This window comes from Elusimicrobiales bacterium (genome assembly GCA_041651175.1).
Classification (GTDB): Bacteria; Elusimicrobiota; Elusimicrobia; order Elusimicrobiales; family Elusimicrobiaceae; genus JAQTYB01.
This window is the reverse complement of sequence record JBAZJT010000024.1, coordinates 13,303-29,652: the sequence shown is the minus strand read 5'-3', so window position 1 is coordinate 29,652 and position 16,350 is coordinate 13,303. Positions and strand designations below refer to the sequence as shown.

At 60.6% G+C, this 16,350-nt stretch carries 16 protein-coding genes; 7 read left to right on the top strand and 9 right to left on the bottom strand.

The genetic code is table 11. The features are described from left to right. Window positions 1–119: 119 nt before the first annotated feature. From WC421_10625 to hypE, 7 genes are all read left to right on the top strand, one after another. Window positions 120–362, top strand: coding sequence for a hypothetical protein (locus WC421_10625; protein MFA5162687.1), 243 nt, complete (start codon window positions 120–122; stop codon window positions 360–362). Between the two features lie 74 nt (window positions 363–436). Continuing rightward, a complete protein-coding gene (locus WC421_10620) occupies window positions 437–3,217 on the top strand; it encodes a protein kinase (GenBank protein MFA5162686.1) in 2,781 nt (926 codons plus the stop codon). Then, on the top strand, window positions 3,214–3,714 hold the full coding sequence (locus WC421_10615) for a nucleoside-triphosphatase (protein ID MFA5162685.1): 501 nt from the start codon (window positions 3,214–3,216) through the stop codon (window positions 3,712–3,714). Before WC421_10620 ends, WC421_10615 begins: the two co-directional genes overlap by 4 nt. Then, on the top strand, window positions 3,641–4,381 hold the full coding sequence (locus tag WC421_10610; protein ID MFA5162684.1) for an MBL fold metallo-hydrolase: 741 nt from the start codon (window positions 3,641–3,643) through the stop codon (window positions 4,379–4,381). The genes WC421_10615 and WC421_10610 overlap by 74 nt, the downstream gene beginning before the upstream one ends. Next, window positions 4,372–4,587, top strand: a complete 216-nt coding sequence (locus tag WC421_10605; GenBank protein MFA5162683.1) for a HypC/HybG/HupF family hydrogenase formation chaperone — start codon at window positions 4,372–4,374, stop codon at window positions 4,585–4,587. Before WC421_10610 ends, WC421_10605 begins: the two co-directional genes overlap by 10 nt. Further along, window positions 4,577–5,644 carry a hydrogenase formation protein HypD gene (hypD, locus tag WC421_10600; protein MFA5162682.1) on the top strand — a complete coding sequence of 356 codons (1,068 nt, stop codon included), beginning with the start codon at window positions 4,577–4,579 and terminating at the stop codon, window positions 5,642–5,644. Before WC421_10605 ends, hypD begins: the two co-directional genes overlap by 11 nt. Next, the gene (gene hypE, locus WC421_10595) at window positions 5,637–6,632 is read left to right on the top strand and encodes a hydrogenase expression/formation protein HypE (GenBank protein ID MFA5162681.1); all 996 of its coding nucleotides are present in this window, start codon (window positions 5,637–5,639) and stop codon (window positions 6,630–6,632) included. Before hypD ends, hypE begins: the two co-directional genes overlap by 8 nt. A 19-nt stretch (window positions 6,633–6,651) precedes the next feature. Here the strand turns inward: hypE and WC421_10590 are convergent, their stop codons facing one another. The 9 genes from WC421_10590 to WC421_10550 form a co-directional block, all read right to left on the bottom strand. Further along, window positions 6,652–6,927 carry a hypothetical protein gene (locus WC421_10590; protein ID MFA5162680.1) on the bottom strand — a complete coding sequence of 92 codons (276 nt, stop codon included), beginning with the start codon at window positions 6,925–6,927 and terminating at the stop codon, window positions 6,652–6,654. Beyond that, complete coding sequence (locus tag WC421_10585; protein MFA5162679.1) at window positions 6,894–7,364, bottom strand: hypothetical protein; 471 nt, start codon at window positions 7,362–7,364, stop codon at window positions 6,894–6,896. Before WC421_10585 ends, WC421_10590 begins: the two co-directional genes overlap by 34 nt. A 169-nt stretch (window positions 7,365–7,533) precedes the next feature. Continuing rightward, complete coding sequence (locus WC421_10580) at window positions 7,534–10,614, bottom strand: efflux RND transporter permease subunit (protein ID MFA5162678.1); 3,081 nt, start codon at window positions 10,612–10,614, stop codon at window positions 7,534–7,536. 1 nt (window position 10,615) lies between these two features. Beyond that, window positions 10,616–11,491: an efflux RND transporter periplasmic adaptor subunit gene (locus WC421_10575; GenBank protein ID MFA5162677.1), complete on the bottom strand. Its 876-nt coding sequence runs from the start codon at window positions 11,489–11,491 to the stop codon at window positions 10,616–10,618. Between the two features lie 9 nt (window positions 11,492–11,500). Further along, window positions 11,501–12,781 (bottom strand): TolC family protein, encoded by a 1,281-nt coding sequence (locus WC421_10570; GenBank protein MFA5162676.1) that lies wholly within the window; start codon window positions 12,779–12,781, stop codon window positions 11,501–11,503. Then, the gene (locus WC421_10565) at window positions 12,778–13,377 is read right to left on the bottom strand and encodes a TetR/AcrR family transcriptional regulator (GenBank protein ID MFA5162675.1); all 600 of its coding nucleotides are present in this window, start codon (window positions 13,375–13,377) and stop codon (window positions 12,778–12,780) included. The genes WC421_10570 and WC421_10565 overlap by 4 nt, the downstream gene beginning before the upstream one ends. 333 nt (window positions 13,378–13,710) lie before the next feature. After that, on the bottom strand, window positions 13,711–14,559 hold the full coding sequence (gene speB / locus WC421_10560) for an agmatinase (protein MFA5162674.1): 849 nt from the start codon (window positions 14,557–14,559) through the stop codon (window positions 13,711–13,713). Window position 14,560: 1 nt separating this feature from the next. Next, window positions 14,561–15,112 (bottom strand): arginine decarboxylase, pyruvoyl-dependent, encoded by a 552-nt coding sequence (locus WC421_10555; GenBank protein ID MFA5162673.1) that lies wholly within the window; start codon window positions 15,110–15,112, stop codon window positions 14,561–14,563. 346 nt (window positions 15,113–15,458) lie between these two features. Continuing rightward, window positions 15,459–16,274 carry a hypothetical protein gene (locus WC421_10550; GenBank protein MFA5162672.1) on the bottom strand — a complete coding sequence of 272 codons (816 nt, stop codon included), beginning with the start codon at window positions 16,272–16,274 and terminating at the stop codon, window positions 15,459–15,461. Between the last annotated feature and the right edge of the window lie 76 nt (window positions 16,275–16,350).

Sequence of the window (16,350 nt, the reverse complement as noted above, 5' to 3'; positions counted from 1 at the left end):
AGAGGAATGGAACAAGAGGCCCGACAAAAAGTCCGACACTAATGACCCCTATGGCATGAACAGCGGGGCGGGAAAAAACAGAGGGGGCATGGGCGGAGGCGGCGGGAGCAGCGGAGGCGGTGGGGGGGGTAGCGGAGGTGGTGGAGGGGGTAGCGGAGGCGGTGGAGGGGGTAGCGGAGGAGGAGGCGGTTTTGGCGGAGGAGGAGGAAGCAAAGGCGGAGGCGGGGGTGGCGGAGGCAGCGGCGGCGGGAGCTTGGGAGGAGGAGGTTTTAGCGGCGGCGCGGAGGCCAGCAAAGCCTTATTCGGCGAATCCGGCGCTCGCCAGAACAAGGGATTTGGAGCATTCAAAGACGGCGGATTAGCCGCCCTGCCGGCGGGGTATAATGTCGGGGGCGGTGGGTTCGGCACGCCCAATCCGGGAAGCAGAAAAAGCGGGTTGCCGGATACAATCGGCGGCGCGGCGGGTTCCCGCGGCGACACGCCCCGCACACGGGATATCGCATCCGCCCGGACCGACTATGGCGGGGAAACGCGCAATCTTGACGCGCAGCGGCGCGCGGTGAACTCCGGCGGCGCACCGGCAACGCGTTATCAGTACGGCGGAAATCCGGTTTCGCAGACTGGCTACAACGCAAATCCGCCGGACAATGCGGCTAACACTTCCGGCGCCGCACCGGCCTACCGCCCCAGATCGCGCGAACTGGCGGCGGCTCCCCATTACCCGCAAAGCGCCGCGCCGTCATATTCCCAGGCAAGGCCGGCCCCCGCGCAACCCGCATACAGCGGAGGCGAGCGTCTGCGCGGCGAAGTCCGCGAAACGGGCAGCCGCGCAGGCTACAGCCCCGACGCCGGTTACGGCGGCAGCCGGGATCTGCTGCCCCGAAGAGGCTACAGCAACGGACATATACGCCCGCAGGAGCCGGAACGACGCGACGCCGGCTCGTCGGAACGCCCGGCAGGCGGCAACAGCGCCGGCTACAACACAGCCGCCGCTCCGCGGACACAGCCCGCATACGCGCCCGGCGCGGTCAGACATGCTGCCGCCGCCAGACAGGAGTTTGACGGGGAGGATAATATCCAACGGCGGCGCGCCCCGGCCCCGCCGCGGGAAACCGGCGCGGGCAGCAGCCGTTTCCCCGGATACGCGCCGCCGCCTCCGGCAGCCTCGCCGGGATTTGAATCAAAGCCGGGCGGGCGCGAGGTGTCGCGCGCATCATCGTCCGAGAATAAGCCGGGATTGCTTGACTTTGCGAATCTGCTGGGCGGATTGGGCAGAAAAAGCGCCCAGCCGGACGACTCCGGCACAAACGCGTCAGCTTCCGTGAAATCCGCTAATTCCAATTTCCCGAGCTTTTTCGGAGGAGGAGGAAACTTCGGACGTTCGTACGGCGGAGGTTTCGGCGGAGGATTTGGCGGAGGCGGGGACAGCGACTCCGGCGGAGACGGCGATTTCGGCGGAGACGGAGACGATTTCTGGGGAGATTCCAAGAGCGGCAGCCCCTCCTGGAGCAAAAAGAGCTCCGGCAAACCGGCTTCGGAAACCGCGGCAAAAAAAGGCAAACGCGGTTTTTCCTACGACGATGACGACGGTTTCAGCGACGTAAACCCGCTGTCATCGGCGCGCGCGGCGAAAAAATACGGCTCCACGGCGGACAAAGACGCTTACTGGGAAAAACGCGACGCGGATCTGGGCGGCATGCCGCTGGACACGAACTACTACTTCAACTATGCTGGCGCGCTGGCAGCGGCGTCCGCCGCGCTGGAGCGCAACCCGCGCGACGACAAAGCCCTAATCATACGCTCCAACGCCTACCTGGGGCTGGGAAACTACGCGCGCGCCGCCGAGGATGCGCGCGCGGCGCTGAGAATAAACCCGAGCAGCGCGGCGGGGCACATCGCGCTTTCAAAATGCCTGCTCGCGCAGAACAAGCCGCACGAGGCGCTGATGGAGGCTTCCAGCGCGGTGGCGGCGGACCCCAATTCCCCTCAGGCGCTGCTGGCGCAGTCCGCGGCGGCGGAACAGGCGGGAGATTACCAGATGGCGCTTTCCGCGCTGCGCAAGGCCGCCGAACTGGACGAGGCCGCCTACGGCCAGAAATTCCAGGACGCCATAGCCGCCTACGGTTCCAAGGCGCCCGAATTTCTTGTGTACGCAAAAAACAACGAGGCCGACGCGCCGCAGGCCCCCGCAAAATCCGGGCTGCCGGCAAAGGCGGCGCGCGCCGTGGCCGGGCTGGCGGTATTCGCCGTTATCGGCTATGCCGCCGCCAAAACAGCCAAGGTTGCCGCCGCCAAACTGCTGGCCCGCAGGCATGTGCTGGCGCCGCCGGCGAAGCTGGACGCCTCGGCGATGGAAATACCCGCGCCCGCCGCCGCGCCGCTGCCCGGCATACCCTCCGCTCAGTCGCTTGAGGCTCCGCTTGAAGCCGCGCTGGAAATAGGCGCCGGGGCATCCCAAAACCATGCGGCGCGGGTAAACCCCGCGCTGGTGGCGCGCCGCGACGAAGAGCCGGATGATTTCAAAATCGCCGGACGCATAGGCGCGGGCAGCACCGGCGTGGTTCACGAAGGCAGGGACGCCCGCACCGGCGCAAAAACCGCCGTGAAGGAATTCACCGTGGAGATGGAGCAGCCGGTCCTGGAGGCTTTCCGCGACCGGATGGAGAAGATAGCCTCGGTCAACCATCCGAACCTGCCGCACGCGCTGCATGTTGGCGTGCATAACGGACAGCTCTGGATGGTGAGCAGCTTCATAGAAGGCCAGACGCTGGAGGAGAGGCTGGCGCAGAGGCCGCTGTCGGCCCGGGAAGCGGCGGGCATTTTCGGCGGAGCCGCCTCCGCGCTGAACGCGCTGCACCAGGCCGGCCTGGCCAACGGGACAATGCATCTGTCGGACGTACGGATAACGGAAGACCGGCAGGCCATGCTGACCGACGCCGGCATCGGCGCGGTCATAGACAGGGGCGACCCGAACCAGACCGCCGCGCCCGAAGGCGCCGGGACCAGGCAGGCGGATATTTACTCGCTGGGAGTCTGCCTCTACGAATCCCTCACCCGGCAGGCGCCGGACCCGTCCGCGCCGGTAAAACCCTCCGGATTGGCGCCCGACATCCCCCCTGAAATGGACGAGGCCGTGCTTAAAGCCATTGCCCCCCGCCCGGAAGACCGCTATGCCGGCGCGGCGGATTTCGCCGACGCACTGGCTAAAATCGCGTGATAATTTTCGTTACGGGACGGCGCGATGCCGGCAAAACCGAGCTGGCGCGCGCCTTGTTTGAGGAGCTTTCCGCCGCGGGGATAAAAACCGGGGGAATTTGCTCGCCCGCTGAATTTTACCGCGGCAGGAAATGCCGCTATTTCGCGCAAAACCTCAAAACCGGAAACAAAAAATTTCTGCTGTCCGTAGCCGGCGGGCCAAAAACAGACAGGGCGGGGTTTCGTTTTGCCAACGCGGTTCTGGCCCGCTGCGCCGCATGCAAGGCCGTGATAATAGACGAGATGGGACCGCTGGAGCTGCTGGGCCGGGGTTTTTTCCGGCAGGCGGAAAAGCTGGCGCGCAGGCGCAATGCCGCGCTGCTAATTACCGTGCGCCCCGGCATGGCCGGCGCAATGGCCGCCAAACTTAAAGTAAAATATTACCATGCGTGCGACATTTCTGGGAACAAACGGCTGGTACGATACCGCGCTGGGAAACACCACCTGCGCCCTGGCTGAAACCGAAACCGAGTATATAGTCCTGGACGCGGGTTTCGGCATAGCGAAACTGGATGAATTAATCTCCGGCTCAAAGCCGGTGTATATATTCATCAGCCACACCCACATAGACCACGTGTGCGGGCTGCACGCGCTGAACAAATTCGCCTTCCCGCAGGGCGTGAAAATATGCGTCGCGCGGGACATGAAAAGCCATCTCAAACGGCTGCTGGACTGGCCTTACAGCCTGCCGCCGTCCAAACTTAAAATGAAAACCGAAATCATTGATTACGAGGCGATGCGAAAACTCGCCCCGCATTTTTCGGTTTATCCGCTGGTGCATTCCGCGCCCTGCCGCGGGCTGAGGGTGGAGGCGGAGGGCAAAGTTCTCTCCTACGCGCCGGACACCGGGCTTTGCCCGGCGTTATACAGACTCTGCAAAAACGCGGACCTCATGATAGCCGAATGCTCCTATCTGCCGGGCGAGCGCATACCGCACTGGCCGCATCTGAACCCGCAGGACGCGGCCATTGCCGCAAAGCGCAGCGGCGCAAAAAAGCTTTATCTGACGCATTTCGAGGCCAAACGCTACAACTCGCCCAGGCTTAGGGCGCAGGCGCAGGCGACGGCGCGTAAAATTTTCAAAAATTCCTTCGCGGCAAAAGACGGGGTGTCGGTATGTGCCTAGCCGTGCCGGGAAAAATAGTCAGGCTGGACGGCGCCGGCGCCGAAGTGGACTTCGGCGGGGTAACGCGGCATGCCAGCGTCGACCTGGTGCCGGACGCAAAACCCGGAGACTACGTGATAGTCCATGCTGGCTATGCCATACAAATACTGCCGCAAGACGACGCGCGGGAGACGCTGCGCCTGCTAAAAGAGGTCTATGGCGCTTGACAACGCCGCGCTGGCGGCGAAAATTTCCGCCGGCATAGCGGCAAACGCCTCCGCCGCCGGACGCCCCGTAACGATAATGGAAGTCTGCGGGACGCACACCATGTCCATAGCACGGCACGGGCTGCGCGCCCTGCTGCCGGAGAGCATACGTCTTGTCTCCGGCCCCGGCTGCCCGGTATGCGTAAGCTCCCAGACCGATATTGACCGCGCGGCGGCGCTGGCTTTCACGCCGGGGGCCGTCATCGCGGCTTTCGGAGACATGCTGAAGGTGCGCGGTTCCTCCCACAGCCTGGAAAGCGCGAAAGCCGCCGGCGCGGACGTGCGCATTGTGTATTCGCCGGAGGACGCGGCGGAAACGGCCCGGCGGAACCCCTCTGAAAACGTGATTTTCATCGGCGCGGGGTTTGAGACAACCGCGCCCGCCATTGCGGCGGCGGTGCTGCGCGCAGCGGACGCCGGAATAAATAATTTTTTCGTGCTGCCCATGCTAAAGCTGGTCCCCCCCGCGCTGGAGGCGCTGCTCTCCGGCCCGGCGCGAATAGACGGTTTTCTGCTGCCGGGGCATGTAAGCGCGGTTATCGGGCTGGAGCCGTACGGCATTCTGGAAGGGAAAGTCCCCGCCGTCGTCGCCGGGTTTGAGCCGCTGGATATCCTGCATGCCGTAAACCGGCTGGCAGCCAAAATCGCAGCCGCAGATTGTTCGGTGGAAAACTGCTACCCGCGCGCGGTAAGGCGCGAGGGGAATCCGCGCGCTGTCGCCGTAATGCGGCAGGTGTTTGAGCCCGCGCGCGCCGAGTGGCGCGCCCTTGGCGAAATGGAGATGTCCGGCCTTGTTTTCCGCCAGCAGTTCCGCCGCTTTGACGCCGCGGAGAAATTCGGCGTTTCCGTTCCGCGCGCGCGGGAGCCGCAAGGCTGCATCTGCGGGCTTATACTGACCGGCAGGGCCGCGCCGCGGGAGTGCCCGCTGTTCGGCAAGCGCTGCGTCCCGGCGGACGCGGTGGGGCCGTGCATGGTCTCCTCGGAAGGGGCCTGCGCGGCGGCATATCATTATGGATGAGAAAATTATGCTGGCGCACGGCAGCGGCGGCGAGATGTCCCGCCGGCTGACGGAGGGCCTGTTCCTCAAGCACTTCGGCAATCCGCTGCTTAACCAGTTGGACGATTCGGCGGAGCTGGAGGCGTCCTCGCGCCGGCTGGCGTTTACCACGGACGGCTATGTAGTCAGCCCGGTGGTGTTTCCCGGCGGGGACATAGGCAAGCTTTCGGTATGCGGGACGGTAAACGATTTGTCGGCGAAAGGGGCGACGCCCAAATGGCTGTCCGCCGCCTTTATCCTGGAAGAGGGGCTGGAGATTTCGCTGCTGGAGCGGATTACCGCCTCCATGCGCAAAGCCGCAGACGAGGCCGGCGTGGTGATAGCCACCGGAGACACCAAGGTGGTTGACAGGGGCAAGGCGGATAAAATCTTCATAGCCACCTCCGGCGTGGGCGAAATTCCCGAGGGTGTCAATATTTCCTGCTCCGGCGCGCGGCCCGGCGACGCGGTCATTATAACCGGCAGACTGGGCGCGCACGGGGTGGCCGTCCTCAATGCCAGGCACAGGCTGGGGCTGCAAAGCGCGATAGAGAGCGACTGCGCCCCTCTGTCCAAGGTCGCCGCCGCGGCCCGCTTTGACGCCCATGCCATGCGGGATTTGACAAGAGGCGGCCTTGCCGCCGCGTTAAACGAAATAGCGCAATCCTCGGGCTGCGCGATAGAGATGGACGGCGCGGCAATCCCCGTCGCGCCGGAGGTGGAGGCCGCCTGCGGCATTCTGGGGCTGGACCCGCTTTACGCGGCCAACGAAGGCGCTCTGGCGGTTTTCACTCCCCGGGAAAAAGCGGAGAAGGTCCTCTCCGCCATACGCGCGGAGAAATACGGAGCAAACGCGGTTATAGCCGGAAAAGCGGTTGCGGGCGCGCCCGGCGTGATTCTGAAAACAAAAACCGGCGGGCGGCGCGCGCTGCGAATGCCCGAAGGCGAGCAGCTTCCCCGAATCTGCTGAACTGCCGGAGCCGGGTTTTTCAGCGTTTTTTCGGCAACGTGGCGGTGTAGGGATTTATCACTCCGCCGCCAGTCGGGTTCCGCGGGCTAAATTCCACCGTCCTATCGCCGATTATTTTAGAATGGCCCAGCCGGAAAGTGGCAATCATCGGAACATGCTCCTCTATGCGGTCCTGCGGCTTTAGCCCTGAATTCAGGATGCGCAAGGCGTTGGTAACGCAACTGTTGGAAAAGGTGGTGTAGTATTCACCGAAATGGTCTTTCACTGCGGCGTACAGAACGGCGAAGTAAAGCATTTTCCTTTTATGCCGCATATCGGTGTTGACCGGATAGAGCCGCACGCGGCACTGCCTTTCGGGGTTAACCTGAAAGTTTCAGTTGGTGCGAGGACCGAGGCGAAAAAGCGCGAGATAATGCCGAACAAAATTATCCGCGCGTGCTTCACAGCACGAAAGGATAATTTTGTGAAGGCAGATGAAGCGATTTTTCGCCGAATCCCGCAGCCAACTGAAACTTTCAGGTTAACAACATTGAAGGCGACAAAACTCTCCAGCGTGGACAACACAAAAACTTCCCTGTAGGTGTTGAATTGCCCGGCCACGGCATTATACTGCTCCCCCTTTTTCAAATACGCCTCCTGGCTGACAACCAGATAATTGCTGGAGGCGGCGCCTTTCCTTTCGCTTGAAAATCCGCCGGGCCTGAATTTGAACACTACAAAAGCATGGCCCACCCCGTTCGGCTCGCAGCCCCAGTAAACCTCCTCCAGCTCCTCCGCTTTGACACGCGCGGTATCCCAGATATATTCATCAGGGGATTTGTGGCCCCAGCGCACATTGGCAATGCGCCATACGCCGCCGTCCAGACCAATCAGCCTGGCCGGGCGCGGGAAGGCGGGAATATCACGCGGGGGTGTTTTCCGTTTTTTTGAAGCGGAGTCTGAACCAGTTCTGCAAATCGTCCAGCAGGGAATATGTTACCGGCGTCATAAGCAGCGTAATGCCCAGCGAAAGCAATTGCCCGCCCAGAATGACCCATGCCATCGCGCGGCGCGTGCCGGAGCCGGCGCCGGTGCCGAATGCCGTCGGCAGCATTCCGGCCACCAGGGTAAGCGTTGTCATTATAATCGGGCGCAGCCGGGTTTTGTTGGCCTGCATGATGGCGTCGTGCCGGTCAAGGCCGCGGGCGCGCAGCGTGTTTGTGTAATCCACCTGCAAAATCGCGTTCTTTTTGACAATGCCCACCAGCATGAACAGCCCCATTATGCTGAACAGCGTCAGGCTCTGATGCGCGGCGAAAAGCGTGATAATCGCAAACGGCACCGTAAGCGGCAGCGCGATTATGATGGAAAGCGGGTAAATAAAGCTTTCAAACTGGCTGGCCAGAATCATGTATATGAAAATGAACGCCAGTATGAACGCCATGAGGAAGTTGTGCAGCATGCGGCCCATTTCGCGGGCGCGGCCCACCGGCTCGGCGCGGTATTCGGCGGGGGCGTGCTGTTTGCGGAAAGCCTGGTCGCATATTTCCAGCGCCTCATTCATGGGCATTCCGTCAAGATTGGCGTTGACGGTTATCTGCCGCTGGCGGGAGTAGCGGTCTATCTGCGTGGGGCCGAGCCCCTCGCGCACAGTGGCCACATTGTCCAGCCGGACTATGCCCTTGTCGCCGGTCGGGACGGTCAGCGCGCGCACGGCTTCAATGCGGTTGCGGTAATTCTCGTCCGCGCGCAGGCGCACCTGATACAAATCGTCGCCTTCCTTGTATTTGGTGATATCCTCCTCGCCGCCGACAAGTGTACGCAGCGAGGTCGCTATATCCTCCACCTTCACGCCCATGTCGTGGGCGCGGCCCCTGTCTATCTCCACCCGGTATTCGGGCTTGGCGTATGAGAAACTGAGGTCTACGTCCACAACGCCCTTGCGGACGCGCAGCGCATCGGCCACCGCGCCGGCGTATTTTTGCAGCGTTTCCAGGTCCGGGCCGGAGATGACGTATGTTATGTCCGCTTCGCCGCCGCCTATGCCGCCCACCGGCTTTACGGAAGCGCGCAGCTGCGGGTATTTGGCCGTCATCTGGCGGGCGGCGGCCATGATTTCGCGCATGGAAAGCCTGCGGTCCTTAAGGTCGTCCAGCTCTATGACCATGCTGCCGTCGTTGACGGCGCTGGTCCCTTTTTCCGACATGCCTATGGAGAACAGCACGTTTTTGACATGCGGCAGCCGGCGCAATTCTTTCTCAAGCTGGAAGAAAATATCCTTCATCCTGCCTATGCTGGTGCCTTCCGGGGCCTTGACATAGACGGCGAACTGCGAAGTGTCATCCTGCGGGATGAAATCCTTGCCGATGAATTTCAGCAGCGGGAACATGGACAGTATGATGGCCACGGACATCGCCACCATCGCCTTGCGGTGCGAGAGCGCCCAGTCCAGCAGCACCAGATACCGCTTGCCCAGGGCGTCGTTGAGCCGGTCGGTGAACTCCTCCGCGCGGGATTTGTGGCCGTGCTTTGCCTTGAGAAAGCGCGAGCATAGCATGGGCGTAAGCGTCAGCGCCACGAAAACGCTTATGGAGATGGCGAAGGCTATGGTCAGCCCGTAGCTTTTTATGAACCTGCCGATAATGCCGCCCATATACGCCAGCGGCAGGAATATCACCAGCAGCGACAGCGACGTGGCCATGACGGCAAAGGCAATTTCGTCGGCGCCCTCCTTTGCGGCCTGCATGGCGGGCTTGCCCAGCTCGTCCATATGGCGGTAGATGTTTTCCAGCATGATGATGGCGTCGTCTATGACTATGCCGACCGAGATTACCAGCCCCAGCAGCGTCATGTTGTCTATCGTGAAACCCGCCATGCGCATGAAAATGAAAGTGCCGATAAGCGAGGTGGGAATGGCGGTGGAGGAGATAAGGGTGGAGCGCCAGTCGCCCATGAACAGCAGCACCATTATGCCCGCCATTATCGCGCCCAGGACCAGATGCTCTTTTACGGTGTCCACCGAGGCGCGGATGAAATCGGACTGGTCGCCTATAACCTTGACGTTAACATCCGACGGAAGGACAGTCTTGAGCTCGTCAAGCCGCTTGTGCAGCGCGCGCGCCACGGCCAGAGTGTTGGCGCCGGACTGCTTTTTGACCGCCAGAGTAACCGCCGGCGTCCCGTTGAGATAGGCCGCGGTGCGGATGTACTGGCCCGTGTCCTCCACGCGGCCTATGTCGGAGATTTTGATAGTCGCGCCGTTTGCCCTGGTTATGACTATATTGTTGAAATCCGCGACTTTCTGTATGCGGCCCAGAGTGCGCAGCACAAAATCACGGTCCTTCTGCTCCACCTTGCCGCCGGGAATTTCTATGTTCTGCTGGGTGATGGCGTCGCGCACCTGCTTTATGGAAATGCCCATGGCGGCCAGCTTCATGGGATTGACGATGACATGCACCTCCCGCTCGCGCCCGCCGATGATGTCTATGGAGCCTATGCCGTCTATGGTCTCCAGATGCTCCTTGAGTTTTTTCTTGGCGATATCGGTGAGATTTATTATGTCGCGGCTGCCGGAGACGACTATCTGCATCACCGCCATCTGGCCCACGTCGAATTTGCCGATTACGGGCGGGTCCGTGCCCTGCGGCAGGTCGCGCTGGACGGCGTTGACCTTGTCGCGCACGTCCTGGGCGGCCACGTCCACCGGCTTTTCCAGCACGAATTTTATAAACAGCACCGACAGCCCCTCATAGCTGGTGGAGTTGAGGTCCTCTATGCCGGAGATGGAATTGACCGATTCTTCTATGGGTTTTGTGACGGAAGTCTCTATCTCCTCCGGGCTGGCGCCCTTGAGGGAAGTCTGCACGGTGACAAACGGGAAATCCACGTTGGGGAACAAATCCACGCCCAGTTCAAAATACGAGAAAATCCCCAGCACCACTATCGCCAGGTTGAGCATGGTGGCCGTAACCGGCCTGCGTATGGATAAGTGGATTATCTGCATTTTAGTGCGCCATTTCTATCTTGCTGCCGTCCTTGAGGCCGTAAAGCCCGAAGGTGATAACCTCCTGCCCCGGACGCAGGCCGGATTTTATCTGCGCGTATTCCACATTGCGTGTGCCGGCGGCGACATAGCGCCTGGCCGCAACCGAACCCGCGGGCACAAACACATAATCGCCCTTTTTGTCCTGTTGCAGCGCGGAAACCGGCACCGACACCGCGCCCGCCGCCCTGCCCGCTATAAGCCGGACCTTGGCAAACATCCCGGACTTGAGCTGGCCCTGCGAATTATCGGCCAGCAGTTCCACAAGCGCGCTTCTGTTGACCGGGTCTATGACCGGGCTTATTTTGTAGACCTTGGCGGCAAAAGTCTTGTCCGGAAAAGCCTCCACCTCCGCCAGCGCGCTCTGTCCCAGACGCACCACGCCGGAATACCGCTCCGGCAGGTCCACCTTGATGCGCACCCGGCTCTGGTCCACCACCAGCGCAATCGGCGTGGCCAGCGTAACATTGGCCCCCACATCCTGATACACCCGGCCCACCACGCCGGTAAGCGTGGACGGCACCGGGGCAGGCTCAAAGCGCGCGCCAACCTCGTCGCGCTCTATAAGCGCGACCGTCTGGTCTTTGGTTACCGGGTCGCCTTCAATCACAAGGTTTTTGAGCAGTTTGCCGGAAACGCGGGGGAACAATGTGGCCTCGTCCATCGCCTTTACCGAGCCGGTCAGCAAAATCTCCTCGTCAATATCGCGGACGGCGGCTTTTTCGGTCTTGACTAAAAAGCGATCCTTCTCCAGCTTCTCAAGCGCGCGCTTTTCGCCGTCATGGCAGCCGCACAGCGCCAGCGCGGCGATTGCAGGGATTGTCAGATATAGTCTCATAAATTCACCTCACTGCCCGCAGGCCCATTTCAAATCCGCAAGATACACATAGACGTCGCGCAACGCCTCAACGCGCAGCAGTTGCGCGCGGTTGAGGGCGAGGCTGGCGTCGTTAAGCTCCAGCTGGCTGGACAATCCGTTCTGAAAGCGGGTTTCCACGGCCTTTAGCGCCTTTCTTGCCTGGCCCACGCCGCCTTCCTGGGCCTCAAGCCGCTGGCGCGCCTCCTTCAGGTTCAGCCAGGCGCGCTTTACGTCTATGCGGATGGAACGCTCGGTGTCCTCCAGCGTCTTTTCCGCCTGGACTTTGGCTATCTCCGCCTGGCGCACGCGCGACTTGCTGGAACCGCCGGCGTAAAGGGAGATATTCAATTGCAGCCCGGCATTGGTGCTCCAGGTCCCCTGCTGGCCGTCGGGGAAAGAGCTGTTTGTCTGGCCCTGGTACTGGCGCGCGGCGAAAGCGCTGACATAAGGATAAAATTCCGAACGGGCCAGTTGAATCTGCTCTTTTGCCATGCGGCATTGCAGCCGCGCCGAGATAAGCTCCGGCCTGTTGCCGGCGGCGGCTTTGTAAAACGCGTCCAAATCCCCGTCGCCGGCGGAGGGCAGCTCCGCCAGCGAGAGCGCAAGCGGCCTTTCCGAATCCATCGCCAGGGTTTTTTTGAGGGTCAGCAGCCCCGTATCCAGCAGGTTGCGCGCCTTGGTAACCGGAGGCAGCGCGTTGGAAACCTCCACGTCCTGGCGCAGTTCCTCCAAATCGCTTGAAAGCCCCTGCTTGTACCGGGCGCGAATCTGGTCCAGATGCTCGCTGGCGATGCGGAGGTTTTCCTCCTCTATGACAGCCGTGGCGGAGGCCAGGACTATGTTATAGCACAGGTTGCGCACCGTCTTGGAAAGCAGCATTTCCGTCTGGCGCACCTGCTGCTGCGCGGAGGCCGAGTAAATTTCCGCAATGTGAATGCCGGTGCGCACCTTCCCCCCCGCCCACACCACCTGCGACAGCCCCAGGTTCAGCGCATAGCTGTTGTCGGCTCCCATGGGTATCTGCCGCCCGTCAAAATATATGCTCTGCAGCTCGAAATTGCGGGTATACGAAGACGTCAGATTCACCGCCGGATAGATACCGCCCCAGTATTCGCGGACTTTTTCCTCCATCGCGTCGCGCGACTGCTGCGCGTTGAAAAGGCCTATGTTGTTTTTAACCGCGTAGGAAACGGCCTCCTCAACCGACATCTGCTCGGCGCGGGCGGGAACTGCGGACAATGCAAGCAAAAGCGCGACGATAATTCTCATTTTTTCCTGACGCCCGCAAGGATTATTTTCGCCAGCCTGCGGGGCATGTCCCTGTCCACATACGGAATTTCCCCCAGAGAGGAGCTTATAAGGAAATATCCGAAAACAGCGCCGCAAAGAAACGCCAGGTCCCGCGCGGCGCCCCGGGGGATTTCGCCCCGTTTCTCGGCCCCGCGGAAAGCGGCGGCGATGGCGTTTATGTGCTGTTTTCTGGTCGCCAGCACGTCCGCGCTCTGGCGGGAGTTGCCCTGAAAGCTCATCGCCCGCAGTATCAGCTTGGCAAAGCTTGGCCGCCGCTTGTTCTTATCGTACATGTCCAGGAAAAGCCGCTCCAGCAGCGCGTCCACGGGCTGCTTGTTTTCCTGCGCGCTCCGTATGAGGGCGCGCAAATCCTCCACGCTCTGTCGGCCCAACTGCTCGCACAGGTCGTCCTTGCTTTTGAAGTAATAATACAGAACCGGCTTTGTGACGCGCACGCGGGCCACAATCTCCCGGACGGAGACGCAGTCCATCCCCTTTTCGGCGATTAAATCCAGCGCGGCGTCCATTATCCTGCGCCGCATGTCGGAGACATGGCCCGTGGCGGAGTGTTTCATATACCTACCGGTAAGTATACATCCTGCGGCGGCTTCTGTCAACGGGGCGGGCGCAACACGACATCACCCATTTTTCCACAATGCCGTATTTTGCTGCCCCGCATCGCCGGAAACAACCGCGCGAACAAAGAAACACATGCCAAAAATAACTGTGTCCCTTATTAAACGAAACCACGAAAAGACTCTGGAACAAAGCGGAAACAACTGCCGGAAACTTTTTTGTTCCCTTTTCGTGTGTTTCGTGGTTTGATTCCGTTTTTACTGCCGTTTGCCAACACGCCACAGCTCTTCAAAAAACGGGTGAAGCGCAGGTGGCAATACGGGCAGCCGGTTCTAACGCGGGGAGAGGTAGCCCATCAGGCGGTATATCAGCTTGGCGGCGGCGAACTCGCTTATGCTCTGGCCTTTGACGGGGCTTACCTCCACCACGTCAACAGCCACGACTTTTCTGCGCCGGCAGACTGCGCGCAATATATCCAGCGTCTCATGCCAGAGCAGGCCGCCGGGCTGCGGCGTCCCGGTGGCGGGAATCACCGACGGGTCAAAACCGTCCACATCCAGAGTGATGTAGACGTTTTTCCCCAGCGCGGCCAAGATTTTTTCGGCAAGACGCGCGGCGGGAATACGCTGATGGGCGAAAAAGGTTTTGACATTGCCGGCGTTGACGCGGCACGCCTCCTCCGGCGCGACGCTTCTTATGCCGAACTGGACCACCCGGCATTCCAGCGAGGCGGGATAAAGCGCGCTGGCATGGCTGCGGGGAGAGCCTTCGTACCGGTCGCGCAGATCGGCGTGGGCATCAAAATGAAGAATGCTCAGACCGGGATATTTTTCCAGGAAGGGGCGGTACAAAGCCTGCGTTATGGAATGCTCCCCGCCTATAAAAAACGGGACCGGCCCGCCGCCCGCATACCCGCGCGCCACCGCCTCCATGCGCCGGAAAACGGTTTCCACCGGCCCCTTGCAGTTGACCGGCGGGGCGGTGTAAATGCCGCGCTCCCAGGTCTGGCAGGCCAGCTCCTCGTCCCAAAACTCCAGCTGGGACGAGGCGTCCAGGACGGCGGCGGGGCCGCGCGCGGCTCCGCGCCCATACGAGGTGCTTCTCTCGTACGGGACGGGGACTACCGCAAAAAGCGAAGCCTCCCTGCCGCAGAGACGGGGAGGCTCCAGGAAACGTTTCATGTCAGGAGATGAATACTGCCGCGGCTACCACCGTGGTCCACACGCCTTCGGTGCAGATGGCGGACTGGGTGATGTTCATGCTGCGCACTATCTTGCCGCTCATTTTCCAGGTTTCCTCTTTCTGGCTCCAGGTGGCGTTGACATCAAATTGCACGCCCTGTATGGTGGCAAGCATCATGGCGGCCAGGTCCTCGGCGTAGTCGCCGGACTGCTCGTCCGTCTCGCCGAAGCTGTGATGCTCGGATATGTACCCGTGCGTGTTCTTGTCCTTGGGAATGGCAAGACCCACGGATGCCGAGATAAGCCTGTGGTTCTCGTTACTGGCGTTGCGGCTGATGACGACGTGGACTATCTGCCCGCTTTTGAGCTTTTCCTGCCCCTTGGCAAGCGGAAGTATCTTGCAGTTGGGCGGGAATATGCTGGAGACCGGCACGAGATTGAAGCGCGCTATCTTCGCGTCGCGCAGCGCTTCCTCGAAACTGGCGAGCTTCTCGCGGTGCCGGCCGATGCCTTTCGTCAGAAACATCTCTTTGGGGACAAGTGGATCTGCCATAAATAGAATTTATAAAAAACCCGCGCGGCGCGCAATGGCCTTTTTTTTCCGCACGACCTCACCCGTCTTTTCATAAGCCCGGAAATCGCAGTTGATTGCGAGGACCGGGGCGGAAAAGCGCGGAATAATGCCGGACAAAATTATCCGCGCGCGCCTCACTGCGCGAAAGGATAATTTTGTGAAGGCAGTATGAAGCGATTTTTCGCCGAATCCCGCAATCCAAATGAAACATTCAGGTTTATGCAGACATCACTAGTGCGCAGGCCCTATCCTGCGCCTTTGGGGGACGCAAAAAAGCACCCGGGACTTGAATTCCCGGGTGCTTTGCCACAAGACCGGTAACGGCTTATTTCGGTTTGGTAACATCCTTGCCGAAAAACTGCAATTCTATGCTGTTGAGCAATTTAGGATAAGTTACCTTATTATCCTGCCCGGTCAGCTTGTCTGAAGTTTCCCCGACTTTGCTTTTAAGCGCCATCTTGGCCATGCCGCCGAAAAAGCCGCCCACGGACTTGGCGTTGTCAGCATCCGCCTTGCTTTCCGCCGCCATGTCGAATTTTGTATCGGCAGGGAAATAGGCGAACACCACCAAAACCGGCTTGGCGGCATCGGTTATCACCGTGCGTATGGGGCGAGCCTGCCCTGTTGAATCCGTGACGTCGAATTCCGGCATCTTGATGCCCACCAGGCCCTTGCGGCTATCCGGCTCAAAGGCGCGATCGTCAGATTCGGCATCCTTGCCTTTTTTCACAAGGTCTTTAAGAGCGTCTTTAAGCGGGTCTTTGGTCTTGCGGCTTATCGTTTCAACAATTATTTCCTGACGGTCAATATAACCGTCAAAAGCGGCAATGCCTTTTTTATCGAACAACATGCCTCTGTTGGCCATTTGTTCCCCGGCGTTGTACCATGTAACCAGTGCTTCCGGAGCGCCGGTCATTTTATAGTCCGGCGGCACGGTTTTAGGGACTTTTTCTATGGCCACTGCCGGGACGTAATAGAATTTCACGTCCGGATATCTGCCTTCGTCCAGCGCGGCAGGCTTGGGTCCCAGGTGAACCACTACGACTTCCGGAGGATACTCCGCCTTATCGATGATTCTCTCCGCTGCGGCGAGGCTGGCCAGCGTGCAAAGCGCCAGCAATGTTGTTGCATATTTTTTCATATTTCTCCTTGGTTGCGCGGCACGACTGATGCGCAAAGAATTATAACCATTTCAATCCGCACCCTGCAAATTCCAA